Raw genomic sequence first — 26,315 nt, forward strand, 5'->3', positions numbered from 1 at the left:
CCGGGGTGACCGCCGTCGCCACCATCGTCGGAGCCTCCGCCCGCCGCTCGATGACCCAGCGCGCGACCCTGCTCGAAGACCCTTACGCCGACGAGGATTTCGACACGATCGACAACGACCGCGCCTACGTGGTGACCACGCCCGACGGGGTCCCGTTGGCGGTCCGCGAGGCCGGCCCGCGCGACGCGCCGGTGACCATGGTCTTCGTCCACGGATTCTGCCTGCGCATGGGCGCCTTCCATTTCCAGCGCACCCGGCTGCCGAATCGGTTGGCCCCGCCCGTCCGAATGGTGTTCTACGACCAGCGCGGCCACGGGCGATCCGGCGCCGGCGCGCCCGAAACCTACAACCTCACCCAACTGGGTGAGGACCTGGATACCGTGCTGAGGGCCGTGGCCCCCAGCGGGGTGGTGGTGCTGGTCGGCCACTCGATGGGCGGCATGACGGTGTTGTCGCACGCACGCCAGTTCCCCGGCCAGTACGGCAAGCGGATCGTCGGCGCCGCGATCATCTCCTCCGCGGCGGAGGGCGTGACGCGATCGCCGCTGGGCGAGATCCTGAAAAACCCTGCGCTGGACGCATTTCGATTCACCGCCCGCTCCGCGCCCAAGCTGATGCACCGCGGCCGCAACGTGTCCCGGTCGCTGATCGGCCCGATCCTGCGCGCCGCCTCCTACAGCGACCTGCAGGTCAGCCGCAGCCTGGACGCGTTCTCCCAGCGGATGATGAACGGCACCCCGATCGACACCATGGTTGGCTTTCTGGATGCCCTGGAAAAACACGACGAGACCGCCGGGCTGTGGACGTTGCTCAAGGTGCCGACCCTGATCGCGTGCGGCGACCATGACCTTCTCACCCCGGACGAATACTCGCGGAAGATGGCGGCCTCGCTGCCGCGCTCCGAGCTGGTCATCGTCTCCGGGGCCAGCCACCTGGCGCTGCTGGACAAGCCCGAGGCAATCAACGACGGGCTGGTCCGGCTCGTCCACCGGGCCGTCCCGGGCGAGATGGCGCTGCGGTACCGGCGACTGCGGGAAAGGTTGCGGCGCAATGGCTGATCGCGTCGACGGGCAGGGCACGGCCACCTGCGAGCGCGTCGAGGACACCGTCGCGCTGGGCTCGCGGCTGGGTCGGCAGCTGCGCGCGGGCGACGTGGTGGTGCTCTCCGGTCCACTCGGTGCGGGAAAAACGGTGCTGGCCAAGGGGATTGCGGCGGCGATGGACGTCGACGGCCCGGTCACGTCGCCGTCGTACGTGCTGGCGCGCGTGCACCCGCCGCGGCGACCGGGCGCGCCGGCGATGATTCACGTCGACATGTACCGGCTCCTCGATCAGGGCCGCGCCGACCTGCTCGGGGAACTCGACTCGCTGGACCTCGACACCGATCTCGACGACGCGGTCGTCGTGGTCGAGTGGGGCGAGGGCCTGGCCGAACGGCTTTCGGAGCGGCACCTCGACGTCCGGCTGGAGCGGGTCAGCCACTCCGACGTGCGGATCGCGACCTGGGAGTGGGGGCGCTCGTGAACGTGCTTGCGCTCGACACCGCCACCCCCGCCGTGACGGCGGGCGTCGTACGACTCGAGGACCTGACGGTCCTGGCCGAGCGGGTCACCCACGACGCCCGCGCGCACGCCGAGCGGCTGACCCCGAACGCGCTGGCCGCCCTCGCCGACGCCGGGCTGACCATGGCCGACCTCGACGCCGTCGTGGTGGGCTGCGGACCCGGCCCGTTCACCGGCCTGCGGGCCGGGATGGCGACCGCCGCCGCATACGGGCACGCGCTGGGCATCCCGGTGCGCGGGGTGTGCAGCCTGGACGCCATCGGGGTGCGCACCACCGGCGACGTACTGGTGGTCACCGACGCCCGCCGCCGCGAGGTCTACTGGGCCCGGTATCGCGACGGGTTCCGCATGGCGGGTCCGGGGGTCAGCGCCCCAGCCGACGTCGACCCCGGCACCGCCGTTGCGGTCGCCGGCTCGCCCGAGCACGCCGCCCTATTCGGCCTGCCGGTCTGCGGGCCGGTGCACCCGACGCCGGTCGGCCTGGTCGCGGCGGTACCCGACTGGTCCGAGCGCCCACTGCCGCTCGTCGCGCTGTACCTGCGCCGCCCCGACGCCAAGCCCCTGGCGGCACCCCGATGACCGCGTGCAGCGAGCCCGTGACCATCGGCGCGTTGACACCCGCCGACGCCGAGCGCTGCGCCGAGCTGGAGGCCTTGCTGTTCCACGGCGACGACCCCTGGCCCGCGGTGGCGTTCAACCGCGAGCTCGCCGCCAAGCACAACCACTACGCGGCCGCCCGGGTCAGCGACATCCTGGTCGGCTACGCCGGCATCTCGCGATTGGGCCGCGTCCCGCCCTTCGAGTACGAGGTGCACACCATCGGGGTGGATCCGGCCTATCAGGGCCGGGGCATCGGCCGGCGGCTGCTCGACGACCTGCTCGATTTCGCCGGCGGCGGCGTCGTCTACCTGGAGGTCCGCACCGACAACGAGGCGGCGATCGGCCTGTACCGCAGCGCGGGATTCACGCAGATCGGCCTGCGCAAACGCTACTACCGGGTCAGCGGCGCCGACGCCTACACGATGCGGCGGGAGGCGCTCACATGATCATCCTGGCGATCGAAACCTCCTGCGACGAAACGGGAGTCGGGATCGCGCGCCTCGACGAGGACGGCGCCGTGACCCTGCTCGCCGACGAGGTGGCGTCCAGCGTCGACGAACACGTCCGCTTCGGCGGCGTCGTCCCCGAGATCGCCTCGCGCGCGCACCTGGAGGCGCTCGGCCCGGCCATGCGCCGCGCGCTGGCGACGGCGGGGCTCGACAAGCCCGACGTCGTTGCGGCCACCATCGGGCCCGGGCTGGCCGGCGCCCTGCTGGTGGGAGTGGCTGCGGCCAAGGCGTATTCGGCCGCCTGGGGGGTGCCGTTCTACGCCGTGAACCACCTGGGCGGGCACCTGGCCGCCGACGTCTACGAACACGGACCGCTGCCCGAATGCGTGGCGCTGCTGGTGTCGGGCGGGCACACGCACCTGCTGCACGTACGCTCCCTCGGCGAGCCGATCGTCGAACTGGGCAGCACGGTCGACGACGCCGCCGGCGAGGCCTACGACAAGGTGGCGCGGCTGCTGGGGCTGGGCTACCCGGGCGGCAAGGTGCTCGACGAGCTGGCCCGCACCGGCGATCCCGACGCCATCCCGTTCCCGCGCGGCATGACCGGTCCCCGCGACGACCCCTACGCGTTCAGCTTCTCCGGGCTCAAGACCGCCGTCGCGCGCTACGTGGAAAGCCACCCCGACGCGACCACCGCCAACGTCGCCGCCGGGTTCCAGGAGGCCGTCGCCGACGTGCTCACGGGAAAGGCGGTGCGCGCGGCGAGCGAACTCGGCGTCTCGACGCTGCTGATCGCGGGGGGAGTGGCCGCGAACTCGCGCTTGCGGGAGCTGGCCACCCAGCGCGGCGCGGCGGCCGGCCTCACGCTGCGCATCCCCCGGCCCCGGCTGTGCACCGACAACGGGGCGATGATCGCCGCCTTCGCCGCGCACCTGGTGGCGGCCGGCGCCGCGCCGTCGCCGCTGGACGTCCCCACCGACCCCGGCCTGCCGGTGGTAAAAGCCCAGGTGGGCTGACGTTCGCTCAACGCGGACACGCCGGGAGGCGAGAAGCAACACGGCGCCCTTGAGTGCTAGCACTCGCATGTATAGAGTGCTAGGTGGCAATCGGCCAAGCCCCTGTGTCGGCACCCGCGACGACGGCGCGAGGGCACGGATGGATGCTGGGTCAACTGATAATCCGGCCGGGGCGAACGCCCCGGACCCGGATCTACACATGTCCGGGGCGAAGGCTCCGGCCCGATCTAACTAGTGGAGGGCTCCAATCGTGGCGAAGGTGAACATCAAGCCACTCGAGGACAAGATTCTCGTGCAGGCCAACGAGGCCGAGACCACGACCGCGTCCGGTCTGGTCATTCCTGACACCGCCAAGGAGAAGCCGCAGGAAGGCACCGTCGTCGCAGTCGGCCCGGGCCGGTGGGACGAGGACGGCGAGAAGCGGATCCCGCTGGACGTCTCGGAGGGTGACACCGTCATCTACAGCAAGTACGGCGGCACCGAGATCAAGTACAACGGCGAGGAGTACCTGATCCTGTCCGCGCGCGACGTGCTGGCTGTCGTATCCAAGTAAGGACCGTGTTCCGCCCCGGCGATCCCCGCGCATCCCGCGGGTGATTTCCGGGGCGGCATGCGTTGTGAAGGAGCCTGATGAGCAAAATTATTGAGTACGACGAAACCGCGCGCCGCGCCATGGAGGCCGGCGTGAACAAGCTCGCCGACGCCGTCCGGGTGACGCTGGGGCCGCGCGGCCGGCACGTGGTGCTGGCCAAGGCATTCGGCGGACCCGCGGTCACGAACGACGGTGTCACCGTCGCGCGGGAGATCGACCTCGAGGACCCGTTCGAGAACCTGGGTGCCCAGCTGGTGAAGTCGGTGGCCACCAAGACCAACGACGTCGCGGGCGACGGCACCACCACCGCGACCGTGCTGGCGCAGGCGCTGGTCAAGGACGGACTGCGCATGGTCGCCGCCGGTGCCAACCCGATCGCGCTGGGCGTCGGGATCGGCAAGGCCGGCGACGCGGTGTCCGAGGCGCTGCTGGCGGAGGCCACCCCGGTCTCCGGCAAGGAGGGGATCGCGCAGGTGGCGACCGTGTCGTCGCGCGACCCGCACATCGGCGAGCTGGTTGGCGAGGCGATGACCAAGGTCGGCGCCGACGGCGTTGTCAGCGTCGAGGAATCCTCCACCCTTAACACCGAGCTGGAGTTCACCGAGGGCGTCGGCTTCGACAAGGGCTTCCTGTCGGCGTATTTCGTCACGGACTTCGACTCGCAGGAGGCCGTGCTCGACGACCCGCTGATCCTGCTGCACCAGGAGAAGATCAGCTCGCTGCCCGACCTGCTGCCGATGCTGGAGAAGGTCGCCGAATCGGGCAAGCCGCTGCTGATCGTCGCCGAGGACATCGAGGGCGAGGCCCTGGCGACGCTGGTCGTGAACTCGATCCGCAAGACGCTGAAGGCCGTTGCGGTCAAGGCGCCGTTCTTCGGTGACCGCCGCAAGGCGTTCCTCGAGGACCTGGCGGTGGTCACGGGCGGGCAGGTGATCAACCCCGACGCCGGCCTGCTGCTGCGCGAGGTCGGCGCCGAGGTGCTGGGCTCGGCCCGCCGCGTGGTCGTCAGCAAGGACGACACGATCATCGTCGAGGGCGGCGGCTCCAAGGAGGCGGTCGCGAACCGCGTCAAGCAGTTGCGCGCCGAGATCGAGAAGAGCGACTCCGACTGGGATCGCGAGAAGCTGCAGGAGCGGCTGGCCAAGCTGGCCGGCGGCGTGGCCGTCATCAAGGTCGGTGCTGCCACCGAGACGGCGCTCAAGGAGCGTAAGGAAAGCGTCGAGGACGCCGTCGCGGCCGCCAAGGCCGCCGTCGAGGAGGGCATCGTCGCGGGTGGCGGAACGGCGCTCATCCACGCCCGAAAGGCGTTGCAGGAGCTGCGCGCAACCCTCAGCGGCGACGAGGCGCTCGGCGTCGACGTGTTCTCCGCGGCGCTGGCGGCGCCCCTGTACTGGATCGCCACCAACGCCGGGCTGGACGGCTCGGTCGCGGTGAACAAGGTCAGCGAGCTGCCCGTCGGGCAGGGCCTGAACGCCGAGACGCTGGAATACGGCGACCTGCTCGGCGCCGGCGTGATCGACCCCGTCAAGGTGACCCGGTCGGCCGTCGTCAACGCGGCGTCGGTGGCCCGGATGGTGCTCACCACCGAGACGGCGGTGGTCGAGAAGCCCGCCGAGGCCGAGGACGACCACGGCCACGGTCATCACCACCACTAGGTAGCGCTACACAGAACACCCCCGGCCCGACAGGGCCGGGGGTGTTTCCGTGTGTTTCGAGGTGGTGGGGATACGTGCGCACGGGATCTGAGCTGCTGCGCGACGTCTCGACGCGCGTTAGTGGAGCTCTCATGTCGGAGGTGGCGGATAGCGTGTGGTCTGCTCTCGCGTTAGCGCGTCGCTGCGTTCGCGAACCACCGGACAATCTCCCGCGAGTTCGACAGACAGGATGGATGAGGCATGGCCAGCATCGAACCCACCGAAACCCAGATGGCTGCACTACTATCGGCCGCGGCTGAAAGCGATGCGCCCGTCGTCATGGTCAACCTGCTGCAGTTCGGACCCGGTGGCGACAAGAGCTATCACCGCTATGCCGAAGAGGTCAAACCATTCCTCGAATCGGTGGGAGCCACCGTGCTGTATGCGGGAGACGCGAGCCATGTCGTGGTCGGTGATATCGACAAGCCGTGGTGGGACGCGATCCTCGTGGTCCGATACCCGTCACGTGCAGCCTTCCTAGCTATGGCAGGCAACTCCGACTACCACGAGAAGGCCAACGCGCACAGGGTGGCGGCGCTGGAAAGCACCCATCTGATCGCCACCGACCCGTGGAAGGTCAGCCGCTGACGAATCGCGGCGCAACGTGGCTGTAATTCGCTACCACCGAGACGGCGGTGGTCGAGAAGCCCGCCGAGGCCGAGGACGACTACGGCCACGGTCACCACCACCACTAGGTCAAGCGGTTAACGAGGCACCCCCGGTCACCGCGGCCGGGGGCGTTTTCGTTCTGAGCGGCCCGGCAGCAAGACGGGGTGGCAGCGGTGGCCCCTCGGTGGGAGCATTCGCTGATGGAGGCGAACGACCCCGAGCAACGCATCGCCGAGCTTGAGCGGCAACTTGCCGAGCAGCAGGGCGCTACAGAGCCGCGCCGTTTCGTGGCGACCAGTCCCCGGATGCAGACATGGCTCTACGTTTGCATTTACGCGGCGTGGGCTGCACTCGCGGCCGTGTTCGCAGTGATGTTCGCGGTTCGTTCCGCGTTCGCGATTGGCTGGGTGGTTATCGGCGTCATTGCTATCGGACTAGCCCTTTTCGGTGTCGTCGGCGTTCGGCGATGGGGTTGGAACAAAAGGATTCCGATTTACCTCACCAGCGATGCCCTGACGGTCAAAGACAGGACAGGCGAGGCCTTTTCATTCAAGGACGCGAAGCTGGGCCTGTTCACCGTTGGGCAGTCCATCACGTTGTCGGGTACGGCGCTTCACCTGCAATCCGGTCCGCACCGCTTTGTTCTCGGGGGACGAGACCATCGCCTCAGCACTGCAACACCACTGCGAGCCCCGCTCGCCAACACAGTCGACGGGTGGTTGCCGGCGGCCGACTTCGATGAGGTCCTCAACATGGTCGCCCGCCGCTCTGGGCTGGATGTCCGCGGGCCTGCTCCAGGCGAGCCGCTTCGCTGTCTGCTGTATCCGTCCGAACCGATGGGGCCGCGCGTAATCGGACGAAAACCACCAGCCCCGCGTCCCCCGCTTCTCCTTGAGGTGGGCAAAGATGCGGTCCGGGTGTTCGACCCGAACACCAACGCACTCATTGCCTCGGCTTCACAGGCTCAGGTGACGGCGACACCGGCAAATTACCGGCAGGTCGATGACACGTCGACGCGGAACGTGCCGCTCCTGGTCGTGAGCATTCCGGACTTGCAAACCCTGACCATCCGATGTCGCGGTAGGTGGCGTGGCCAGGTGCCAAAGCAAAAGACGGGACCCGATTTTAGGGTCACCGACGCGGATTCGCGGGCGCTCGTCGAGGAATTCGGCTTGACCGCGAACCTGGACGGTTAGGTAGCTGGGACTGACCCACCGGGTGCTCACGCCCTGAAGGGCAAGTCGAAGCCCCTTCGCCGGCGGGGATGGTTGACGCGGCTGCCGTACGAGGTGCAGTGTGATACTCGTCATATGACCACTGGTCATACCGGGCGGAGAGGCGAGAACTCATGACCACCAGGGACAAGTACACGGACGTACCCGAGCCCTACTCGTGGACGGTCCCCAGTGCCGGCGATGCGCGCTTCACCTGGGAGTACGACGAGGGTCGGGCCCGGCTCCTCTCTCTGTACCAAAAGGGAAAGGACAAACAGTGGGATGCGCAGTCGCGCATCGACTGGGCGCAAGACGTCGACCCCGACAACCCGGTCGGGCTGCCGGACGAGTTCCATCCGCTGTTCGGCAGCCCGGTGTGGGAAGCCGCAGACGAATCGCGTCGCGCGGAGATGCGCCGGCATTCCCAGGCCTGGCAGTTCTCCCAGTTCCTGCACGGCGAGCAGGGGGCGATGGTGTGCGCGGCCAAGATCGTCGAGGTCGTCCCTGACTTGGACGCGAAGTTCTACGCGGCCACCCAGACCATGGACGAGGCCCGGCACGTGGAGACGTTCTCGCGGTTCCTGCAGGAGAAGGTCGGTCTCGTCTACCCGATCAACAAGAACCTGACCCAATTGCTGGACGACACCCTGCGCGACTCGCGTTGGGACATGCCGTATCTCGGCATGCAGGTCCTCATCGAAGGGCTCGCACTCGCCGCCTTCGGGACGCTGCGCGACTTGGCGCCGCCGGACTCGCTGGCCAAGCAGGTGCTGGCATACGTCATGCAGGACGAGGCCCGGCACGTGGCCTTCGGCCGAATCTCGTTGAAGGACTACTACTCCGCGCTGACCGAAGCCGAGCGCGATGAGCGTGAAGAGTTCGTTGTCGACGCCTGCTACCTGATGCGCGACCGGTTCCGCGGCGAGGAGGTTTTCGAAACCCTCGGCCTCGACGTCAAGGCGTGTGCCGAGTGGGTCGACACGTCGCCGCTGATGATCCAGTTCCGCTCCCACCTGTTCAGCCGGATCGTGCCGATCGTCAAGGACATCGGGTTGTGGGGCGACAAGGTGCAGAAGGCCTTCACGGAGATGGGCGTCCTCGACCTGGCGGGCTCCAACATCGAGGCGCTGATGAAAGCCGACGAGGATCAGGCCTATGCGCTGGACAAGGCACACGCCGAGATGGCCGACCGGGCGCTCGAAGTGGACGAGGTGATCGCGGCGGGCGCGAGCTAACCCAACTAGCGCGGAGGAAGGCTGGGCGGGGTCGTCCAGGTGTAGCTCGGCGTGGTCGTGACGGTCGGGGTGCTGGTGACGGTGACGGTGCTCGTGCTGGTGCTGGTGGACGGCGGGGGCACGGCGGTCGTCACCGTGGTGACGGTGGTGGTCTCCGTGGTCGACGACGTCGTCGTCGCGGCGGCCGCGGTGATGACGCCGCAGGCCAGCCGCTTACCAGAATCACCGCTGGACGTGCCGCCGAGATTGTCGGCGGCCTGGTGGATGACCAGCGCGGTGCCCGAGCTGTTTCTCAGGTCCGCGGCGGTGAACGAGTTCGTGGTGGTGACGAGCTTCGCCGAGCCGTCGGAGCGCACTTGCAGCGCGGTCAGGTCGCCGCTAGCCGGATAGCCCGTGTGGCCCGGCGCCTGATACACGCTCCCGGCGGAGCTGAAGTCCCCGCCCTCGCACTTGCCCACCGCGTGGATTTGCAGCCCGTGGAAGCCCTGGGTCAGGACCTGGTTCGGGCCGGCCTCCACGGTCACCGTGGCGTAGCCGCTGGTGAAATCGATGGTGGCGTTGGCGACCTGGGTGCCGTCGGCGCTCTTCAACTGGGTGGTCATCCTCTCCGCGCCGGCCGACGCGCTCGAGGACGGTGACGTGGTGGACTGGTTGCCGCCCTGGTTTGCGCATGCGCCCAGCGGCGCGATGGTCGCGGTGAGCGCCGCGACCGCAAATGCCACTTCCCGTTTCATGGGCTGGGCCTACCCCGATGAGCAAATATCAAACGCCGAAAAAGATATGAGAGGTATGTGAGCAGGGTCGCGGCCGATGCTCCTCGCGCTCGCGGTGTGCGAGCGTGGGTTGGGTGGTCTCCGAACCGCAATTGGCGGAAGCGCTCAGGCAGGCGTCGAGCTACCTCTGGATAGCCGACGTGGCCCGCACGCGGAATCTGCCCATGATCCAGTCTCTCTACAGCTTTGCCGCCCGGCAGATGGTCGCGTACACCGAAGACGGCCAAGAGTGGCACCTGCGGGCCGCCATCGCCGCCGCACACGATGCCACCGCCATGCACAACCTGCTTACCGGCCGCGTTCCGCGCACGCCGGGCGCGCTGGGCGCGCCGACGAACCTCTGAAGGGCTACCCGCCCAGCGCGCTGAGCAGCGCCTTACGCCCGCGAACGCGGAGCCGGTGGATGCTCGATTCACGCAGCTCGACGATGCGCTCGATCATCCGGTTTCCCAGCGCCTCGAGCAGGACTGCATTCAAATCGATTGGGGCCGGGCATAAGTCGCGCTCTTCCTCGCTGGCGTGGGCGTCCAGCACGGTGACGAACGAGTGGCCTGCGGCGCGCGGCCCACTCCTAAGACACGGACTGCGGCCGCGAATTGTTCACCGACAAATTCGGCAAACAAGGAACTGTGCAGAATTCGCCAAGCCCCGCCCGGCACGCTCGGGACCAAGAGCGAAGCCGGAGGGAAAGAAATGACGATGCGCGGGAATAGCCTCGTGGCTCGCGGTGATGATCTCCTCCGGCGGCCTGTTGGGCGCCGGGGCGCACTAGGCCGAGCGGCGGATTCCGCGGTTGCGGCCGATGTCGCCCTTCAGCAGCATGTCGCGCTCGGATTCCGACAGGCCACCCCAAACTCCGTACGGCTCACCAACTTCCAGCGCGTGGGACCGGCACTCCTGGATCACCGGGCACCGCCGGCACATCTCCTTGGCGCGCTGCTCGCGCTGCATGCGGGCGCGGCCGCGCTCGCCGTCGGGGTGGAAGAACATCGACGAGTCAACGCCGCGGCACAGGCCTTGCAGTTGCCAGTTCCAGATGTCGGCGTTGGGGCCAGGTAGCTGCTCCGGCTGTGGCATTGGATCGTTCCCTCTCTGCACGGCACGCCCAGAAGTTCAGGTTCGCGAAGCGTCCGACAAGCGATTGTGCAACCGATTTTCGAGTGGGGTCACCGCTGACTACCCGTCGAAGTAGAACTTAGGGCGGGCGGCGAATTTCCGTCAATAGCCACTTAGGTCGCCAAAATATGTAAGCGTTGTAAGAGAATTAACTCGCCGTTCATGTGCCACGCTTTTGCTGACCAAAGACCGTGCTACCAGGCGCTTGACCGGACCGTGATTTCCCAGCTCAGCGCGCAAGACAGTGGGGGGAGCAATTAGTACGCAGCTCTTGGCGATTAACAGCTCGGTAACAAGAACAGCACGAAGTGTTTACTACTATCACCGTGATTGAAACTGGTCACACTTCGGTGATTAAGAGCACACTGGCCGCCGCCGCCTTCGGGGAGCAACCCGGAGCCTGGCCGCTGCCGTCCGCGAGCACTCCGCAGCAACTGTGGTGGCGGGCCGTCGCTGCGGGCGGGCAGGGCCGCTACGGCAGCGCCTACCACGACCTGGCGGAGCTGCGCCGCACCGGCGGCCGGTTGACGTCGCTGGCGCACAGCACACATGGCTCGTTCCTGCGCCAGCTCGGCTGGCATGAACTGGCGCGGGGCTGGGACGGCCGCGCGCTCGCGTTGGCCGGGGCGGACGCCGAGGCGCGCGCCGATGCGCTGATCGGGTTGGCGGCCGACGCGCTGGGGGTCGGCCGGTTCGCCGCCGCGGCAACGTTGTTGGGCCGTGTGGACCTGGGGGCGGTCCCGGACCGTCTCCCGGTGCGCCAGGGATGGGTGGCCGCCGAGTTGGCGATGGCCTCCGGGGACGGTGCGTCGGCCGTGCGCCACGCCGAGGAGGCCGTGCGGCTGGCGGAGGCGATGGTCGTTTCGTCGGTACGGCACCGGGTCAAGAGCGACGTGGTGCTGGCCGCGGCGCTGTGCAGCGCCGGCCGAATCGAGCGCGCCCGCGCCGTCGCCGAGGCGGCGCTGGACGCCACCGGCCGGTCCAATCTGATCCCGCTTCGATGGGCGCTGGCTTGCTTGCTGATCGACATCGAAAGTGTCACGTTTTCAACACAAAAGCTGCGTGAAATTCGCGATATCTGCGCAGGCCAGGTGCGGCGCGCCGGGGGCGCGTGGCGTTCCGCTTGAAACGGCCTTCGGCCCGTTATTGTCATTGCGTTAGTTAGCCCGCGATGTGTCCCGTTCGTAACGTTGGAGCAACCGCCGTCGATGACAATTCAAGGGGAACGTCTCGACGCTGTGGTTGCGGAGGCCGTGGCGGGGGACCGGAACGCCCTACGGGAGGTGCTGGAGACCATCCGTCCGATCGTCGTCCGATATTGCCGCGCGCGAGTCGGCACGGTCGCACGGGGTGGTCTGACAGCCGACGACGTGGCTCAGGAGGTGTGCTTGGCCACCATCACGGCGCTGCCGCGCTATCGGGAGCGGGGACGCCCATTCCTCGCGTTCCTGTACGGCATCGCGGCCCACAAGGTCGCCGACGCGCACCGGGCCGCCGGTCGTGACCTCGCCTACCCGGCCGAGACCATCCCCGAACGCTGGTCGACCGACGCGGGCCCGGAGCAACGCGCCATCGAGGCCGACTCGGTCAGCCGAATGAACGAGTTGCTCGAGATCCTGCCGGCCAAGCAGCGCGAGATCCTGATCCTGCGAGTGGTCGTCGGCCTGTCCGCCGAGGAGACCGCCGCCGCCGTCGGCAGCACGACGGGGGCGGTCCGCGTGGCCCAGCACCGGGCGCTGTCCCGGCTCAAGTCCGAAATCGTCGCGGCGGGTGACTATGCCTGAATCCCTGGACGAATTCGCCAGCACCGACTTGCTTCTCGACGCGTTGGCCGAGCGTCGGCCGGTCGATCTGGACGACCCCAACGATGACGCGTTGGCCGTCCTGCTGGCCGACTGGCGAGACGACCTGCGCTGGCCGCCGGCCAGCGCGCTGGTTTCCCCGGAAGAGGCCGTCGGGGCGCTGCACGCCGGGCTGGCCGAGCGACGGCGCGCCCGCCGCGGCCTCGCCACGATCGGATCGGTGGCCGCCACACTGCTGGTGCTGAGCGGTTTCGGGGCCATGGTGGTCGAGGCCCGTCCCGGCGACACGCTGTACGGCCTGCACGCGATGTTCTTCGACCAGCCGCGGGTCAAGGACAGCCAGATCGAGCTGTCGGCCAAGGCCGAACTGGCCAAGGTTCAGCAAATGATCGACCAGGGCCAGTGGACCCAAGCGCAGAATCAGCTGGCCGAGGTCAGCACCACAGTGCAGTCAATGAACGACGGGGCCAGCCGCAACGACCTGTTGGACGAGGTGAACCTGCTCAACACCCGGGTCGAATCGCGCAACCCGAACGCGACGCTGCCGCCGGCCGCGCCGAAGCCCAAGGCGCCGGCCGCGTCGTCCACCTCGCCCGCCGCGCCGACTACGACCCCACCGAGCCCATCAGCAAGTTCGACGACGAGCCCCACAACGAGCCCGTCGTCCGGGCGGCATCGGCATCACGGACACTCGTCCACGCCGCCCTCAGCGGCGCCGGACGACACGCCCTAGCTCAGCGGCGGTGAAACCCGTCCGCGTCTGACGTCGCTTCGTTCAGCGAGGCGTCGGCGTATCCCCGGCAGTAATCCCACGTGACATAGGAGTCGGGTTCGGGGTCGTAGGCGGGCTCGTGCGGGCGGACGGTGCCGTCGATGAGCAGTTGCAACAGGTTGGCGCGCAACATGTCCCAGTCGTGGTAGTGGTCCTGCTGACATTCGTCGCAGCACACCACGAGTCCGCGAATTCCCTTGTGCGCCAGCAGGGCCTCGTAAACGGCCAAATCGGCCAGGTCCGCCTCGACCGCCATCCGCTCTTGCTGATCCAGGGGTTGCCCCGGTTCGACGGCTTCGAGCGCAGCCGACGGATCGCAGGGGTCGTCGGCGAACGGGTCGGGTGGCAAACCCGGTGGGAGGTGGTCACGCACGCCTCTAGACTACGCAGGCGGGCCGTCATCGCGCCAGCAGGGAGACGCGCGCCGCGTGGCGCCCGGGCAAGCGGGTCCGCTGTCCCTGCGAGCCGATAGGATGGGCTTCTCACTCCGCGCGCGTATGGAGGGCCCCACCGATGTCCCGTGGCATGTCCCATTTAGAAGACAGCTCCGACCTGGTTGCCAGCCCGTACCTGCGCGACCCCCACATCCCCGGACTGGACCACGACCCGTTGCCTACCGGGGGCGACAACCCCTACAAAATCGCGATGCTCGGATTGACGTTCGACGACGTGTTGCTGCTGCCCGCGGCCTCCGACGTGGTCCCGGCCACGGCGGACACCTCCAGCCAGCTCACCAGGAAGATCAGGCTGAAGGTGCCGCTGGTCAGCTCGGCGATGGACACCGTCACCGAGTCGCGGATGGCGATCGCGATGGCCCGGGCCGGCGGCATGGGGGTCCTGCACCGCAACCTGCCGGTCGCCGAGCAGGCCGGCCAGGTCGAGATGGTGAAGCGCTCCGAGGCCGGCATGGTCACCGATCCGGTCACCTGCCGCCCCGACAACACGCTGGCTCAGGTCGACGCGCTGTGCGCCCGGTTCCGGATCTCCGGGCTGCCCGTCGTCGACGACGACGGCGCGCTGGTCGGCATCATCACCAACCGCGACATGCGCTTCGAGGTGGATCAGACCAAGAAGGTCGCCGAGGTGATGACCAAGGCCCCGCTGATCACCGCCCAGGAGGGCGTCAGCGCCGACGCGGCGCTGGGGTTGTTGCGCCGCAACAAGATCGAGAAGCTGCCGGTCGTCGACGGGCACGGCCGGCTGACCGGGCTGATTACCGTCAAGGACTTCGTCAAGACCGAACAGCACCCGCTGGCCACCAAGGACAGCGACGGGCGGCTGCTGGTCGGCGCCGCCGTCGGCGTCGGCGGTGACGCCTGGGTCCGCGCGATGATGCTGGTCGACGCCGGCGTCGACGTGCTGATCGTGGACACCGCGCACGCGCACAACCGGCTGGTGCTCGACATGGTCGGCAAACTCAAGGCCGAGGTCGGCGAGCGCGTCGAGATCATCGGCGGCAACGTGGCCACCCGGGCTGCGGCCGCCGCGCTCGTCGACGCCGGGGCCGACGCGGTCAAGGTCGGGGTGGGCCCGGGTTCGATCTGCACGACGCGGGTGGTGGCCGGCGTCGGCGCGCCGCAGATCACCGCGATCCTGGAGGCTGTAGCGGCCTGTCGCCCATCGGGCGTGCCGGTCATCGCCGACGGGGGCCTGCAGTACTCCGGCGATATCGCCAAGGCGCTGGCCGCCGGCGCGTCGACGACCATGCTCGGCTCGCTGCTGGCCGGCACCGCGGAGGCGCCCGGCGAGCTGATCTTCGTCAACGGCAAGCAGTTCAAGAGCTACCGCGGCATGGGGTCGCTGGGCGCCATGGCGGGCAGGGGCTCCGGCGGGTCGGGCGGGGGCAAGTCCTACTCCAAGGACCGCTACTTCGCCGACGACGCGCTCTCCGAGGACAAGCTGGTGCCCGAGGGCATCGAGGGCCGGGTGCCGTTCCGCGGACCGCTGTCGTCGGTGATCCACCAGCTCACCGGCGGCCTGCGCGCCGCGATGGGCTACACCGGCTCGCCCACCATCGAGGCGCTGCAGCAGGCGCAGTTCGTCCGGATCACCTCGGCCGGGCTGCGCGAGAGCCACCCGCACGATGTCGCCATGACCGTCGAAGCGCCCAACTACTTCGCGCGGTGAACAGCGAACTGGCAATGGTCGAGATCGGCATGGGCCGCGTCGCCCGTCGCACGTATGAACTGAGCGAGATCAGCATCGTGCCGTCGCGGCGCACCCGGTCGTCGAAGGACGTGTCGACGACGTGGCAGCTCGACGCCTACCGCTTCGAGATTCCGGTAATCGCCCACCCCACCGACGCTTTGGTGTCGCCGGAGTTCGCGATCGAGCTGGGCCGGCTCGGCGGGCTGGGCGTGCTCAACGGCGAGGGGCTGATCGGCCGGCACGCCGACGTCGAGGCCAAGATCGCGCAACTGCTCGAGGCCGCCGAAAAGGAGCCCGAACCGTCTGCGGCGATCCGGCTGCTGCAGGAACTGCACGCGGCGCCGCTGGACCCGGACCTGCTGGGGTCGGCCGTGGCGCGCATCCGCGAGGCGGGGGTGATCACCGCGGTGCGGGTCAGCCCGCAGAACGCCCAGGCGCTGACGCCGGTGCTGCTGCAGGCGGGGATCGACCTGCTGGTCATCCAGGGCACGATCGTGTCGGCCGAAAGAGTGGCCAGCGATGGGGAGCCGCTGAACCTGAAGACCTTCATCTCCGAGCTCGACGTGCCGGTGGTCGCCGGCGGGGTGCTCGACCACCGCACCGCGCTGCACCTGATGCGCACCGGCGCCGCCGGCGTCATCGTCGGCTACGGCTCCACCCGGGGCGTGACCACCAGCGACGAGGTGCTGGGCATCAGCGTGCCGATGGCCACCGCGATCGCCGACGCCGCCGCCGCGCGCCGCGAATACCTCGACGAGACCGGCGGCCGATACGTGCACGTGCTGGCCGACGGCGACATCCACACCTCGGGCGAGCTGGCCAAGGCCATCGCCTGCGGCGCCGATGCGGTGGTGCTGGGCACGCCGCTGGCCGAGGCGGCCGAGGCGCTCGGGGGCGGCTGGTTCTGGCCGGCCGCCGCGGCGCACCCGTCGCTGCCCCGCGGGGCGCTGCTGCAGATCGCGGTGGGTGAGCGGCCGCCGCTGGAGCGGGTGCTGGGCGGCCCGTCGGACGACCCCTTCGGCAGCCTGAACCTCGTCGGCGGCCTGCGCCGGTCGATGGCCAAGGCCGGTTACTGCGACCTCAAGGAGTTCCAGAAGGTCGGCCTGACCGTCGGGGGCTGATTACTCGCCACTGGTTCGATCACAAAGCGGTCAGGAGTTCGACGTCGCGACCGTTCGCGAGAGTGACGATGGCCGCGTCGAACGTGACGAGGCGGACGCCCCTGCGGCGGGCAAGCGCCAGCAGGTGTGCGTCCGTCACCTGGCGATAACCGGCAATCGGCGGGATGTCCTCGTCGGCAAGCGACACATCGTCGACCAGAAAGCGATGACCATCGGTGGCCCTCAGTGCCGATAGCACACGTCGTGCATCGGCGATCCCGATCGGACTGGCAAGCACCTTCGGGTTCGTCGATACGCGCACGAAACCGCTTTCGGTGACCGGGCAGGTTGCCCAGCCGCCCGACGCATTGGCGACGAACCACTCACGCATCGGGACGTGGTGGATGTGTGAATCCCATGCCAGGGCGACGAGGGCATTGACATCTAGCAAACCCACAGCGGGTCAATCTTCGTCGAGGGCGCGCCGCACCATCTCAGGCGTGATCGCCGGCGTGCCGGGTGGGACGCGGATGATCGGCAATCCGTCCTCCGCCTCAACTCGCGCCGGGGTGAGGCCGCGGCGCGCCAGCTCGGAGATGACGGCGCCTAACGACCGCCGCTCGCTTGCCGCGAGTTCGCGGGCCGCAGCCATCACGTCATCGTCGAGGTCGAGAGTCGTTCGCATCTTTTGATGTTATCGCATCAAAACATCAATGCGGATTACAACCACTGGTTTGTTACCGGCCGGTATGGCCATACTGGTGCAATGAAGCCGGATTACGACGTCCTGATCATCGGGTCGGGATTTGGGGGCAGCGTCAGCGCGCTGCGGCTGACGGAAAAGGGTTACCGGGTGGGCGTGCTGGAGGCCGGCCGCCGCTTCTCGGACCAGGATTTCGCCGAGACCTCCTGGGACCTGCGCAAGTTCTTGTGGGCGCCCCGGCTGGGTTGCTACGGCATCCAGCGGATCCACCCGCTGCGCAACGTGATGATCCTGGCCGGCGCCGGGGTGGGCGGCGGTTCGCTCAACTACGCCAACACCCTGTACGTGCCGCCGGAGCCCTTCTTCAAAGATCGGCAGTGGGCGCACATCACCGACTGGCGCGACGAGTTGATGCCGCACTACGAGCAGGCGCAACGGATGCTGGGCGTGGTGGAGAACCCGACGTTCACCGACGCCGACCGCCTGATGAAGGAAGTCGCCGACGAGATGGGGTGCGGCGACACATTCGTGCCGACCCCGGTGGGGGTGTTCTTCGGGCCGAACGGCACCAAGGCGCCCGGCAAGACCGTGCCGGACCCGTTCTTCGGCGGCGCCGGGCCGGACCGGACCGGCTGCCTGGAATGCGGCTGCTGCATGACCGGCTGCCGCTACGGCGCCAAGAACACGCTGGTGAAGAACTACCTCGGCCTCGCGGAAGCCAATGGCGCGCAAGTCATTCCGATGACCACGGTGAAGGGCTTCGAGCAGCGTCCCGACGGCCTGTGGGAGGTCCGGACGGTACGCACCGGAAGTTGGCTACGCCGCGACCGGCGCACCTACACCGCCTCGCACCTGATCCTGGCCGCGGGCACCTGGGGGACGCAGCACCTGCTGTTCAAGATGCGCGACAAGGGGAAGCTGCCGCGCCTGTCGGAACGCCTCGGCGTGCTGACCCGCACCAACTCCGAGTCGATCGTCGGCGCCGCGACGCTGGAGGTGAAGCCCGAGCTGGACCTCACGCACGGGGTGGCGATCACGTCGTCGATCCACCCGACGTCGGACACCCACGTCGAACCCGTCCGCTACGGCAAGGGTTCCAACGCGATGGGGCTGCTGCAGACGCTGATGACCGACGGCCACGGACCGGGCGGCACCGATACCCCGCGCTGGAAGCAGCTGCTGGACCAGGGCCGCGAGGACCCACGTGGGATCCTGCGGATGATCAACGTGCGGCAGTGGAGCGAGCGCACGGTGATCGCGCTGGTGATGCAGCACCTGGACAACTCGATCACCACGTTCACCAAGCGCGGCAAGCTCGGAATCCGTTGGTATTCCAGCAAACAGGGGCACGGCGAGCCCAACCCGTCGTGGATCCCGGTCGGCAACGAGGTCACCCGCCGCATCGCCGCCAAGATCGACGGCGTGGCCGGCGGCACCTGGGGCGAGCTGTTCAACATCCCGCTGACGGCGCACTTCCTCGGCGGCGCGGTGATCGGTGACGGTCCCCAAAGCGGCGTCATCGACCCGTATCACCGGGTCTACGGCTACCCGACGCTCTTCGTCGTGGACGGCGCGGCGATCTCGGCGAACCTGGGCGTCAACCCGTCGCTGTCCATCACCGCGCAGGCCGAGCGGGCCGCGTCGCTGTGGCCGAACAAGGGCGAGAACGACCTGCGCCCGCTGCAGGGCGACACCTACCGCAGGCTGTCCCCGATTCCGCCCGCGCACCCGGTGGTGCCAGCGCATGCGCCGGGCGCGTTGCGCTGGCTGCCGAGCAACCCCGTGAGCACCGCAGGCTGACCCCTCAAATCAGCTTGCGATCGCCTCTGGGGTGGTGGCATCGAGCAGGGCCCCGCTGACGACCCGGCTGCGTTCCCCGTGCACGTTGACGGGCACGTCGCCCATCAGCGTGACCCGGTGCATGAGCCGATGCTGGTTGTCGTAGTCGTCGATGGCACGGTGTTGCGTGGCCCGGTTGTCCCAGATGGCGACGTCGCCGTAGCTCCAGGTCCAGCGAATGGTGTTCTCGGGCGCGGTGATTCGCCGTTGCAGCAGCTCGTGCAACACCGTCGATTCGTAGCTGTCCAGCCCGACGAACCCGCGAACGAAATCGCCCAGCACCAGCGTCCGCTCACCGGTCTCGGGGTGCACGCGCACCACCGGGTGCTCGGTCCGGAAATCGGGCTTGTCGAACGCCTGCCGAAACGCGCGCTGCGCCTCGGTCATCGTCTCGACCGATTCCGGGGTCACGTAGTCGTAGCGGTTGGTGTGCAGCGCCCACAAGTTCTCGACCAGTGATTTGAGCGGCTCGGGCAGCCCGTCGTAGGCCGCCGCGGTGGAGGCCCACAGCGTCGACCCGCCGTAGCTGGGCAGCGTGACCGCGCGCAGGATCGATGCCGCGGGGTAGTTCGCGGCGAACGTGACGTCGGTGTGCCACCGCGTCGCTTTGCCGTATTCGGAGTTGATGGGCGTGATGGTCGGCGCGTCCTTGCCCGCCAGGAAGGCGGCCGCGGGGTGGCCGATCGGGGTGCCCAGCAGCCGCGCGAACTCGAGCTGTTGCTCGTCGTCGAGGTGGTCCTGCCCGCGGAAGAAGATCACCTTGTGGGCCAGCAGAGCCCCTCGGATCTGGTCGACGGTGGCCTGGTCGAGGTCGCCGCCCAGCTTCACTCCGTCTACTCGGGCGCCGATCCGGCTGCCCAGCTTGGTGACGGTCACTGGCTGTGTCATTTCAGTCGTCCTTTTTGCCGTAACGCGGTAGTAGTCACTTGACTAACGTGTAGTGTAGTCATGTGACTAACAATACCGCAAGGGTTGAGCGCCGCGAGAATCCCACCGGGAGGGAAGAGGTGGTGGCGGCGATCCTGGAGGCGGCCACCGACCTGTTCGCCGAGCGCGGTCCGGCGGCCACGTCGATCCGCGACATCGCCGCGCGATCAAAGGTCAACCACGGCCTGGTGTTCCGGTACTTCGGCGCCAAGGAACAGTTGGTGGGCGCCGTGCTCGATCACCTAGGCGCGACGACGACCGCGTTGCTGGAGGCCGACCCCTCTTCCCCGGAGGCCGAGCGGGCGCTGGACCGCCACATGCGCGTGATGGCCCGCACGTTGCTCGACGGCTATCCCGCGGGCAAGTTGCAGTCGCGGTTTCCGGGCGCCGACCTGTTGTTCGACCGGTTCCGCCCGACCCACCAGGACGACCGCAGCGCCCGTCTGGCCGTGGCCAATGGCTTCGCGCTGCAACTGGGTTGGCGACTGTTCGCGCCCTTCCTGCGCTCGGCCACCGGTCTCGAAGAGCTGACCGACGACGAGATGCGCGAGGCGGTGCAGGCCGAGGTGGCCCGCATCGTCGAGCCTCACTGACTCCGGGCCAGCGCGCGCCGGTGCAGCGGCTCGCGGCCCGGCGGCTGCTGCGGCGCCGGAAGCAGCGGCTTGCGCATGTGCACCGCAACGGTCGTCGGCGCGTCGGTGTGCAGGGTGAGCTGTTCACCGGCGTGCCGGATGTCCAGCTCGTGGTGCGGCCCGTCGTGCACCGTGTAGGTGACTTCGGAGTGGTTGACGTCGACGGTCAGCCGGAAGTCGCGCCAGCGCAACCGGAACCGCAGCCGCGAAATGCCGTCGGGCAGTAGGGGATCCAGTGACAGGACGCCCTCGTCGTCGCGCAGGCCGCCGAACCCGACGACCATGGTCATCCAGGCCCCGGCCAGCGAGGCCATGTGCAGCCCGTCGCGGGTGTTGTGGTGCAGATCGCGCAGGTCGATCAGCGCGGCCTCGTAGGCGTAGTCGTGGGCCAGCTCCAGATGGCCGACCTCGGCGCACATCACGGCCTGCGTGCAGGCCGACAGTGACGAGTCGCGCACCATGCGCCGCTCGTAGTAGTCGACGTTGCGCGCCTTCTGTTCGGGCGTGAACGCGTGGCTCTGCCACTGCATCGCCAGTACGAGGTCGGCCTGCTTGATCACCTGTGCGGGGTAGAGCCGCACGTAGGCCTCGTGCAACAGCAGGGGATAGGTGGTGTTCTTTTCGAAGTCCCATTCGGCGAAGGTGGTGAAGCCCTCGCACTGCTGATGGACGCCGAGCTCCGCGTCATAGGGAATGTTGACGGCGCCGGCGGCGTCGCGCCAGGCGGCCGCCTCCTCGTTGGTGACCTCCAGCGCCTCCGCCTCCTCGGGGTGGCGGTTGCAGGCGTCAGCGGCCGTGATCAGGTTGTGCGCCGCCATCAGGTTGGTGAAGACGTTGTCGCGCACGACCGCCGTGTACTCGTCGGGGCCGGTGACGCCGTCCAGGTGCCAGACGCCGTGCCGGTCGTGGTGACCGAGCGACATCCACAGCCGGGCGGTCTCGACCAGCACCCGCAGCCCGCACTCCCGCTCCAGCTCGTGGTCGCCGGTGACGATGCGGTACCGCTCGAAGGCCATAGCGATGTCGGCGTTGATGTGCCAGGCCGCCGTCCCGGCCGGCCAGTAGGCCGAGCACTCCTGCCCGCGGATAGTCCGCCAGGGGAAGCTGGCGCCGTCGAGGCCGAGCTCGGCCGCGCGCTCCTTGGCGAGGTCGAGCGTGGACGCCCGCCACCGCAGCGCGTCGGCGACGGTGTGCGGCGCGGTGTAGCTCAGCACGGGCAGCACGTAACCCTCTGTGTCCCAAAAGGCGTGGCCGTCGTAGCCGGTTCCGGTGAGCCCCTTGGCGGCGATGGCGCGGCGCTCGGCGCGCGCGCTGGCCTGCAGCAGGTGAAACATCCCGAACCGCACGGCTTGCTGGGATTCGGGGTCGCCCTCCACCTCGACGTCGGCGTTCTGCCAGAAGTCGTCGAGGTAGGACCGTTGCGCGTCCAGCAGTCCCTGCCAGCCGCTGTAGCGGGCGCTGTGGATTGCCGCGGCGGCCTGGTCGCGCAGCGCCGGGCGGGAGCGCATGCTCGACCAGCCATACGCCAGGTACTTGACGATCCGCAGCTTCTGGCCCGGGCGCAGCCCGCAGATCACCGTGGTGCGTGCCAGGTCGGGACGGGCGTCGGTGCTGAACTCGACGCGGCCGGGAACGTCGATCTCGTGGTCCATCGCGGCGGCCATCATCAGCGCGCTGGCCCGGGTCCGGTGCATGAGAACTGCTCCGGTTTCGGTGTTTTCGTGGTCGACGGCCTCGAGCGGGTTCTCCAGGATCGCCGACACCCGTGGGTCGTCGGAGGTCTCGGGCTGATCCTCGTTGGTGACCAGTTCGGACTGCACGGTCACCCGCACGAATTCCTCGACCGCTTCGACGACGTACTCGATGGCGGCGACGCCGCGCTGGGCCAGCGAGACCAGCCGGGTGGACACGACCCGGACCTGCTTGCCGTTGGGCGAGCGCCAGTGCGCGCGGCGGGTCAGCGTCCCGGCACGCAGGTCGAGCACCCGCTCGTGGGAGAGCAGCTCGCCGTAGCGAACGTCGAACGGCTCGTCCTCGACCAACAGCCGGATGATTTTGCCGTTGGTGACGTCGACGAGCGTCTGGCCCGCCTCCGGATAGCCGAAGCCGGCCTCGGCGTAGGGCAGGGGCCGGATCTCGTAGAAGGAGTTGAGGTAGGTGCCCGGCAGGCCGTGTGGCTCGCCCTCGTCGAGGTTGCCGCGCAGCCCGATGTGCCCGTTGGACAGGGCGAACAGCGATTCCGACTGGGCCAGCAGGTTCAGGTCGAGCCGGGTCTCGCGGATCTGCCACGGTTCGACGGGGTAGCACTCCTCAGTAATCATCGGGGATCATGCCTCACAGCAGGTCCGCGAGATCGGTGACCACCACGTCGGCGCCGTTGCGCCGCAGGTCCTCGGCCTGGCCCACCCGGTCGACGCCCACCACGTAGCCGAAGTTACCGGCCCGGCCCGCCTGAACGCCGGACAGCGCGTCCTCGAAGACGGCCGCGGCTTCGGGCGGGACGCCGAGCAGCTCCGCCCCGCGCAGGTAGGAGTCGGGGGCCGGCTTGCCGGCGATGTGCTCGTCGCGCAGCGTGACGCCGTCCACCCGCTTCTGGACGAATCGGTCGAGCCCGGTGATCTCGAGGACGTCGCGGGTGTTGGCGCTCGAGGACACCACGGCGATGCCGAGGCCGGCGGCCGAGACCGCCTCCAGGTAGCGGCGCGATCCCTCGAACACCTCCACGCCGTCGTCGCGCAGGACCTTCTGGAACATGTCGTTCTTGCGGTTGCCCAGGCCGTATATCGTCTCGGCGTCGCCCGGGTCGTCCGGATTGCCGTCCGGCAGCTCGATTCCCCTGCTCTCTAGGAACGACCGGACGCCGTCCTCGCGCTTCTTGCCGTCCACGTACTTTCGGTAGTCGGCGGCCGCGTCGAAGGGGACGAATTTTTCTCCCGTTCGCTTGGCCCGCTCGGCCAGGTAGGCGTCGAACATGGCCTTCCAGGCCTTGGTGTGAACGCTCGCGGTATCGGTGAGCACCCCGTCGAGGTCGAACAGGCAGGCGCGCACCTTCTCCGGCAGACCCAGCACGGGTGACCTCACTCTCGGGTAACGGGCGACTACTTGGTGCGATACCCACTCCACCATGCCGGGATGCCTGCCGCCAGGGATCGCGGCCGTCGCGGCGCCCGTTCACGCGTCGTTCAGCAGGCCGCGCTCGATTAGGTCGAAAACCTGGGCCCGTGCGAAACGGACGGCCGCAGGGCTTTGTGGGAGCGGTCCGTCGAGCAGTAGGCAGGCCAGCCCGTGCACCGCTGACCAGGCGGCGATTTCGGCTCCCGGCCTGCGCCGCGCGTCCAGCAGGCCGGCCGCCTGGGCCTCGTCGAGCACCTGGCCGAGGACCCCGAATGGGTCGGCGGTGGTATCGGTTGCGCCGGGGGACGTCGCGGGATGCGAGGTGAACGCGGTGCGAAACAATCCCGGCTCCGACATCGCGAAGTCGATGTAGGCGGTGCCGACCGCGCGCAGCCTCTTGCGCGGGTCGTTGGTGCGATTGACGCGCCGGCGCATCTGCGCGGCGAGCTCGTTGCGCGCGTAGCTCGACACCTCGGCCAGCAGCGCCTCACGGTCGGCGAAGTGGCGGTAGGCGGCCGAGTGCGAAACCCCGGCGGCGCGGGCCGCCTCGCGCAGGATCACCCGGTCGGGCCCGCCCTCGCGGGCCAGCGCGATGCTCGCCTCGACCAGGGCCGAGCGCAACGCACCGTGGTGGTAGCCCTTTTTGGCTGGGGGGCCGACGGAACTCATGCCATCACGATCTCACGGCGGTCGAGATGTTGACAACGGTCACATCGCGGTCGCATACTGCGGATGTAACCATCGGTCACATTTCGGTTCGAAGCGGAAGGAACTTCAATGACGAACACACGTGTGCTGGTCACCGGCGCGACGGGAAGGATAGGCGGCGCCGTGGTGGCCCAGTTGCTGGAAAGGGGCGTGCCGACGCGGGCGTTGGTGCGTCGCGACGACGCACGCAGCGCCCGGTTGCGGGAATTGGGCGCCGAGGTCGTCGTGGCGGATATGCTTGACATTCAACAGGTTCGGGCCGCGGTCGAGGGCGTGGGCCGGTTGTTCTTCAACCCCCCGTACCACCCGCACGCGCTCGACAGCGCGGTCAGCTTCGCCGTGGCCGCGCGCGACGCCGGCGTCGAGGCGGTGGTCGCGCTGGGTCAGTGGCTGGCCAGCCCCGAGCATCCGTCGCTGATGACGCGCCAGCACTGGTTGTCCGACAAGCTGTTTCAGTTGCTTCCGGACACCGCCCACGTCGCGGTCGATCCCGGGTTCTTCGCGGACAACTATTTCATGGCGCTGCCGGTTACCGTCCAACTCGGGGTGCTGCCGGCGCCGAGCACCGGGGGACGACTCAACGCGCCCCCGTCCAATGAAGACATCGCCCGGGTCGCGGTGGGCGCACTGCTCGACCCGCATCGCCACGACGGTCGCGCCTACCGCCCGACCGGACCAAAGCTGTTGTCCGGCAAAGAGGTTGCGGAGGTGGTGGGCGACGCCATGGGGCGGCGGGTCCGGCTGATGGAAATGCCCCCGTGGATGTTCATGCGAGCGGTGCACGTTAACGCCAAGCGGCTCGGAGTCGACACGTACTTCGAGTCCGGATTGCGCCACTACCTGCCCGAGACCGCGCTGGGGGTCTGGGAGGTGGGCGGACCGACCACCCATGTGCGCGACGTCGCCGGGGTCGAACCCGAAGACTTTGTCACCATCGCACGCCGCTACGTCGAGGCGGCGGACACCCGGCGCACGCCGGGAAAAGTGTTGCGCGAGATCGGGAATCTCATGCTGACCGGCCTGGTGCCCGCGCACCGGCTCAACCGCTTCGACAGGCGCCAGCAACATCCCCAGCCCGCCCGGCCCCGGTATTCGGCCGAGTCGGCCGTGTGGCGACGCGAGCACGCCCCGTCGATCGACCCGGCCCGCTACCGGTACGGCCTAGGCAAGTTGGCGGTCGATGTCCAGTAGGTGGTGGCGCACCTCGTGCAGCGTGTTGACGGCCACCCAGCGGAGCGTCCGCTGGGTGCGCCGCGGCCAGTTGTAGACGATGCGGAGCTCCCAGTCGGCGTCGTCGAGTCGGCGCAGGGTGTTCGCCAGCAGCCGCGCCGCGATCGTCAGCTCCTCGGCGACTTCGGCCGGATTGCTTTCGGCGTAACCCTCGTGGGCGACGCGTTCGTCGCGGCCCATCGGCACGGCGGTGGGCACGTCGACGCGGCGGGCCAGCAGCACGCGCTCACGCTGCGTGATCAGTACGTCGCGGAGGTGACAGGCGTACTCCAGCGGTGACCACAGCCGTGGCGCGGTCCGCCGCGCGAGGGTGGCCGGCTCGACGGTGGCGAGCAGCCGGACCAATTCGGCGACGCCGCCCCGGATCTCGTCGCCGGCCCGCGTTGCGGCGGTCAGGTCGTATGCGAATCCGCACTCCTGGCAGCGTTCCACCAGCACAGCTTATGGACGCCGTGCGCGCCGGATGATGCGGATCCGTGT

Annotated in this window: 30 protein-coding genes; 19 read left to right on the forward strand and 11 right to left on the reverse strand. The window is 68.8% G+C overall.

The window, feature by feature from the left end; translation table 11 throughout:
* The first annotated feature begins 5 nt into the window (after positions 1–5).
* The 10 genes from A5706_RS28775 to A5706_RS28820 all read left to right on the forward strand — a co-directional run bounded on the left by A5706_RS28775 (position 6) and on the right by A5706_RS28820 (position 8,971).
* The gene (locus tag A5706_RS28775; protein WP_197518021.1) at positions 6–1,058 is read left to right on the forward strand and encodes an alpha/beta fold hydrolase; all 1,053 of its coding nucleotides are present in this window, start codon (positions 6–8) and stop codon (positions 1,056–1,058) included.
* Positions 1,051–1,524 carry a tRNA (adenosine(37)-N6)-threonylcarbamoyltransferase complex ATPase subunit type 1 TsaE gene (tsaE, locus tag A5706_RS28780; protein ID WP_068138969.1) on the forward strand — a complete coding sequence of 158 codons (474 nt, stop codon included), beginning with the start codon at positions 1,051–1,053 and terminating at the stop codon, positions 1,522–1,524. Before A5706_RS28775 ends, tsaE begins: the two co-directional genes overlap by 8 nt.
* The gene (gene tsaB / locus A5706_RS28785) at positions 1,503–2,141 is read left to right on the forward strand and encodes a tRNA (adenosine(37)-N6)-threonylcarbamoyltransferase complex dimerization subunit type 1 TsaB (RefSeq protein ID WP_156767395.1); all 639 of its coding nucleotides are present in this window, start codon (positions 1,503–1,505) and stop codon (positions 2,139–2,141) included. The genes tsaE and tsaB overlap by 22 nt, the downstream gene beginning before the upstream one ends.
* Entirely contained in the window at positions 2,138–2,608 is a 471-nt protein-coding gene (gene rimI / locus A5706_RS28790; RefSeq protein ID WP_068138976.1) for a ribosomal protein S18-alanine N-acetyltransferase, read from the forward strand. Before tsaB ends, rimI begins: the two co-directional genes overlap by 4 nt.
* Positions 2,605–3,627: a tRNA (adenosine(37)-N6)-threonylcarbamoyltransferase complex transferase subunit TsaD gene (gene tsaD, locus A5706_RS28795; RefSeq protein WP_068138981.1), complete on the forward strand. Its 1,023-nt coding sequence runs from the start codon at positions 2,605–2,607 to the stop codon at positions 3,625–3,627. Before rimI ends, tsaD begins: the two co-directional genes overlap by 4 nt.
* A gap of 250 nt (positions 3,628–3,877) precedes the next feature.
* The gene (groES, locus tag A5706_RS28800) at positions 3,878–4,180 is read left to right on the forward strand and encodes a co-chaperone GroES (RefSeq protein WP_007167930.1); all 303 of its coding nucleotides are present in this window, start codon (positions 3,878–3,880) and stop codon (positions 4,178–4,180) included.
* Positions 4,181–4,257: 77 nt separating this feature from the next.
* The gene (gene groL, locus A5706_RS28805) at positions 4,258–5,874 is read left to right on the forward strand and encodes a chaperonin GroEL (RefSeq protein ID WP_068138983.1); all 1,617 of its coding nucleotides are present in this window, start codon (positions 4,258–4,260) and stop codon (positions 5,872–5,874) included.
* Between the two features lie 240 nt (positions 5,875–6,114).
* A complete protein-coding gene (locus tag A5706_RS28810) occupies positions 6,115–6,501 on the forward strand; it encodes a DUF1330 domain-containing protein (protein ID WP_068138986.1) in 387 nt (128 codons plus the stop codon).
* Between the two features lie 221 nt (positions 6,502–6,722).
* Positions 6,723–7,718, forward strand: coding sequence for a hypothetical protein (locus A5706_RS28815; protein ID WP_068138989.1), 996 nt, complete (start codon positions 6,723–6,725; stop codon positions 7,716–7,718).
* 152 nt (positions 7,719–7,870) lie between these two features.
* The gene (locus A5706_RS28820) at positions 7,871–8,971 is read left to right on the forward strand and encodes a ferritin-like domain-containing protein (RefSeq protein ID WP_068138992.1); all 1,101 of its coding nucleotides are present in this window, start codon (positions 7,871–7,873) and stop codon (positions 8,969–8,971) included.
* 5 nt (positions 8,972–8,976) lie between these two features.
* On the opposite strand, the gene A5706_RS28825 is transcribed toward A5706_RS28820, so the two are convergent.
* A complete protein-coding gene (locus tag A5706_RS28825; RefSeq protein WP_068138995.1) occupies positions 8,977–9,705 on the reverse strand; it encodes a superoxide dismutase family protein in 729 nt (242 codons plus the stop codon).
* A gap of 113 nt (positions 9,706–9,818) precedes the next feature.
* On the opposite strand from A5706_RS28825, the gene A5706_RS28830 reads away from it, so the two are divergent.
* Positions 9,819–10,088: a hypothetical protein gene (locus A5706_RS28830; RefSeq protein WP_156767393.1), complete on the forward strand. Its 270-nt coding sequence runs from the start codon at positions 9,819–9,821 to the stop codon at positions 10,086–10,088.
* 4 nt (positions 10,089–10,092) lie between these two features.
* Here A5706_RS28830 and A5706_RS28835 read toward each other — a convergent pair whose 3' ends face one another.
* Positions 10,093–10,278 carry a hypothetical protein gene (locus tag A5706_RS28835; RefSeq protein WP_068139004.1) on the reverse strand — a complete coding sequence of 62 codons (186 nt, stop codon included), beginning with the start codon at positions 10,276–10,278 and terminating at the stop codon, positions 10,093–10,095.
* 234 nt (positions 10,279–10,512) lie between these two features.
* A complete protein-coding gene (locus A5706_RS28840) occupies positions 10,513–10,821 on the reverse strand; it encodes a WhiB family transcriptional regulator (RefSeq protein WP_067009583.1) in 309 nt (102 codons plus the stop codon).
* Positions 10,822–11,186: 365 nt separating this feature from the next.
* Between A5706_RS28840 and A5706_RS28845 the strand changes: the two genes are divergently transcribed.
* The 3 genes from A5706_RS28845 (at position 11,187) to A5706_RS28855 (ending at position 13,395) form a co-directional block, all read left to right on the forward strand.
* Positions 11,187–11,987: a hypothetical protein gene (locus A5706_RS28845; RefSeq protein WP_068139006.1), complete on the forward strand. Its 801-nt coding sequence runs from the start codon at positions 11,187–11,189 to the stop codon at positions 11,985–11,987.
* A gap of 81 nt (positions 11,988–12,068) precedes the next feature.
* Positions 12,069–12,644 (forward strand): sigma-70 family RNA polymerase sigma factor, encoded by a 576-nt coding sequence (locus A5706_RS28850; RefSeq protein WP_082964707.1) that lies wholly within the window; start codon positions 12,069–12,071, stop codon positions 12,642–12,644.
* Positions 12,637–13,395: an anti-sigma-D factor RsdA gene (locus A5706_RS28855; RefSeq protein ID WP_082964708.1), complete on the forward strand. Its 759-nt coding sequence runs from the start codon at positions 12,637–12,639 to the stop codon at positions 13,393–13,395. The genes A5706_RS28850 and A5706_RS28855 overlap by 8 nt, the downstream gene beginning before the upstream one ends.
* A 1-nt stretch (position 13,396) precedes the next feature.
* On the opposite strand, the gene A5706_RS28860 is transcribed toward A5706_RS28855, so the two are convergent.
* The gene (locus tag A5706_RS28860) at positions 13,397–13,807 is read right to left on the reverse strand and encodes a DUF5319 domain-containing protein (protein WP_066933952.1); all 411 of its coding nucleotides are present in this window, start codon (positions 13,805–13,807) and stop codon (positions 13,397–13,399) included.
* Positions 13,808–13,947: 140 nt separating this feature from the next.
* Here A5706_RS28860 and guaB point away from each other — a divergent pair, with 140 nt between their 5' ends.
* Both guaB and A5706_RS28870 read left to right on the forward strand, forming a co-directional pair.
* Positions 13,948–15,561 (forward strand): IMP dehydrogenase, encoded by a 1,614-nt coding sequence (gene guaB / locus A5706_RS28865; RefSeq protein WP_068139014.1) that lies wholly within the window; start codon positions 13,948–13,950, stop codon positions 15,559–15,561.
* Positions 15,562–15,575: 14 nt separating this feature from the next.
* Positions 15,576–16,703 carry a GuaB3 family IMP dehydrogenase-related protein gene (locus A5706_RS28870; protein ID WP_068139100.1) on the forward strand — a complete coding sequence of 376 codons (1,128 nt, stop codon included), beginning with the start codon at positions 15,576–15,578 and terminating at the stop codon, positions 16,701–16,703.
* Between the two features lie 19 nt (positions 16,704–16,722).
* Here A5706_RS28870 and A5706_RS28875 read toward each other — a convergent pair whose 3' ends face one another.
* Together A5706_RS28875 and A5706_RS28880 are read right to left on the reverse strand one after the other, a co-directional pair.
* Positions 16,723–17,139 carry a type II toxin-antitoxin system VapC family toxin gene (locus A5706_RS28875; protein WP_068139017.1) on the reverse strand — a complete coding sequence of 139 codons (417 nt, stop codon included), beginning with the start codon at positions 17,137–17,139 and terminating at the stop codon, positions 16,723–16,725.
* A 6-nt stretch (positions 17,140–17,145) separates the two neighbouring features.
* Positions 17,146–17,367 (reverse strand): antitoxin, encoded by a 222-nt coding sequence (locus A5706_RS28880; protein ID WP_068139020.1) that lies wholly within the window; start codon positions 17,365–17,367, stop codon positions 17,146–17,148.
* Positions 17,368–17,448: 81 nt separating this feature from the next.
* On the opposite strand from A5706_RS28880, the gene A5706_RS28885 reads away from it, so the two are divergent.
* On the forward strand, positions 17,449–19,185 hold the full coding sequence (locus tag A5706_RS28885) for a GMC oxidoreductase (RefSeq protein ID WP_068139022.1): 1,737 nt from the start codon (positions 17,449–17,451) through the stop codon (positions 19,183–19,185).
* 9 nt (positions 19,186–19,194) lie between these two features.
* Here A5706_RS28885 and A5706_RS28890 read toward each other — a convergent pair whose 3' ends face one another.
* On the reverse strand, positions 19,195–20,112 hold the full coding sequence (locus tag A5706_RS28890) for a TauD/TfdA family dioxygenase (protein ID WP_068139025.1): 918 nt from the start codon (positions 20,110–20,112) through the stop codon (positions 19,195–19,197).
* A gap of 62 nt (positions 20,113–20,174) precedes the next feature.
* Here A5706_RS28890 and A5706_RS28895 point away from each other — a divergent pair, with 62 nt between their 5' ends.
* Positions 20,175–20,744, forward strand: a complete 570-nt coding sequence (locus tag A5706_RS28895) for a TetR/AcrR family transcriptional regulator (protein WP_082964709.1) — start codon at positions 20,175–20,177, stop codon at positions 20,742–20,744.
* On the opposite strand, the gene A5706_RS28900 is transcribed toward A5706_RS28895, so the two are convergent.
* From A5706_RS28900 to A5706_RS28910, 3 genes are read right to left on the reverse strand one after another with little or no spacing between them, the layout of a single operon-like run.
* A complete protein-coding gene (locus A5706_RS28900; RefSeq protein WP_068139031.1) occupies positions 20,738–23,104 on the reverse strand; it encodes a glycoside hydrolase family 65 protein in 2,367 nt (788 codons plus the stop codon). The two genes, A5706_RS28895 and A5706_RS28900, sit on opposite strands and share 7 nt — an antisense overlap.
* 13 nt (positions 23,105–23,117) lie before the next feature.
* Complete coding sequence (locus tag A5706_RS28905; RefSeq protein WP_068139035.1) at positions 23,118–23,909, reverse strand: beta-phosphoglucomutase family hydrolase; 792 nt, start codon at positions 23,907–23,909, stop codon at positions 23,118–23,120.
* Positions 23,910–23,954: 45 nt separating this feature from the next.
* Entirely contained in the window at positions 23,955–24,566 is a 612-nt protein-coding gene (locus A5706_RS28910) for a TetR/AcrR family transcriptional regulator (RefSeq protein WP_068139039.1), read from the reverse strand.
* Between the two features lie 108 nt (positions 24,567–24,674).
* Here A5706_RS28910 and A5706_RS28915 point away from each other — a divergent pair, with 108 nt between their 5' ends.
* Positions 24,675–25,796 carry an NmrA family NAD(P)-binding protein gene (locus tag A5706_RS28915; protein WP_068139041.1) on the forward strand — a complete coding sequence of 374 codons (1,122 nt, stop codon included), beginning with the start codon at positions 24,675–24,677 and terminating at the stop codon, positions 25,794–25,796.
* Here A5706_RS28915 and A5706_RS28920 read toward each other — a convergent pair.
* Entirely contained in the window at positions 25,767–26,270 is a 504-nt protein-coding gene (locus tag A5706_RS28920) for a DinB family protein (RefSeq protein WP_082964712.1), read from the reverse strand. The two genes, A5706_RS28915 and A5706_RS28920, sit on opposite strands and share 30 nt — an antisense overlap.
* Positions 26,271–26,315: the final 45 nt, after the last annotated feature.

This window comes from Mycobacterium sp. E796 (assembly GCF_001672815.1).
Taxonomy (GTDB): domain Bacteria; phylum Actinomycetota; class Actinomycetes; order Mycobacteriales; family Mycobacteriaceae; genus Mycobacterium.

Coding starts and splice junctions, on each gene's coding strand:
- A5706_RS28810 (WP_068138986.1), top strand. CDS start 6,115: ATGGCCAGCATCGAACCCACCGAAACCCAGATGGCTGCACTACTATCG.
- A5706_RS28885 (WP_068139022.1), top strand. CDS start 17,449: ATGAAGCCGGATTACGACGTCCTGATCATCGGGTCGGGATTTGGGGGC.
- A5706_RS28820 (WP_068138992.1), top strand. CDS start 7,871: ATGACCACCAGGGACAAGTACACGGACGTACCCGAGCCCTACTCGTGG.
- groL (WP_068138983.1), top strand. CDS start 4,258: ATGAGCAAAATTATTGAGTACGACGAAACCGCGCGCCGCGCCATGGAG.
- A5706_RS28915 (WP_068139041.1), top strand. CDS start 24,675: ATGACGAACACACGTGTGCTGGTCACCGGCGCGACGGGAAGGATAGGC.
- A5706_RS28855 (WP_082964708.1), top strand. CDS start 12,637: ATGCCTGAATCCCTGGACGAATTCGCCAGCACCGACTTGCTTCTCGAC.
- A5706_RS28850 (WP_082964707.1), top strand. CDS start 12,069: ATGACAATTCAAGGGGAACGTCTCGACGCTGTGGTTGCGGAGGCCGTG.
- A5706_RS28880 (WP_068139020.1), bottom strand. CDS start 17,367: ATGCGAACGACTCTCGACCTCGACGATGACGTGATGGCTGCGGCCCGC.
- A5706_RS28905 (WP_068139035.1), bottom strand. CDS start 23,909: ATGGTGGAGTGGGTATCGCACCAAGTAGTCGCCCGTTACCCGAGAGTG.
- A5706_RS28825 (WP_068138995.1), bottom strand. CDS start 9,705: ATGAAACGGGAAGTGGCATTTGCGGTCGCGGCGCTCACCGCGACCATC.
- guaB (WP_068139014.1), top strand. CDS start 13,948: ATGTCCCGTGGCATGTCCCATTTAGAAGACAGCTCCGACCTGGTTGCC.
- A5706_RS28890 (WP_068139025.1), bottom strand. CDS start 20,112: ATGACACAGCCAGTGACCGTCACCAAGCTGGGCAGCCGGATCGGCGCC.
- A5706_RS28870 (WP_068139100.1), top strand. CDS start 15,576: ATGGTCGAGATCGGCATGGGCCGCGTCGCCCGTCGCACGTATGAACTG.
- A5706_RS28815 (WP_068138989.1), top strand. CDS start 6,723: ATGGAGGCGAACGACCCCGAGCAACGCATCGCCGAGCTTGAGCGGCAA.
- tsaE (WP_068138969.1), top strand. CDS start 1,051: ATGGCTGATCGCGTCGACGGGCAGGGCACGGCCACCTGCGAGCGCGTC.
- rimI (WP_068138976.1), top strand. CDS start 2,138: ATGACCGCGTGCAGCGAGCCCGTGACCATCGGCGCGTTGACACCCGCC.
- A5706_RS28910 (WP_068139039.1), bottom strand. CDS start 24,566: ATGAGTTCCGTCGGCCCCCCAGCCAAAAAGGGCTACCACCACGGTGCG.
- tsaD (WP_068138981.1), top strand. CDS start 2,605: ATGATCATCCTGGCGATCGAAACCTCCTGCGACGAAACGGGAGTCGGG.
- A5706_RS28840 (WP_067009583.1), bottom strand. CDS start 10,821: ATGCCACAGCCGGAGCAGCTACCTGGCCCCAACGCCGACATCTGGAAC.
- A5706_RS28900 (WP_068139031.1), bottom strand. CDS start 23,104: ATGATTACTGAGGAGTGCTACCCCGTCGAACCGTGGCAGATCCGCGAG.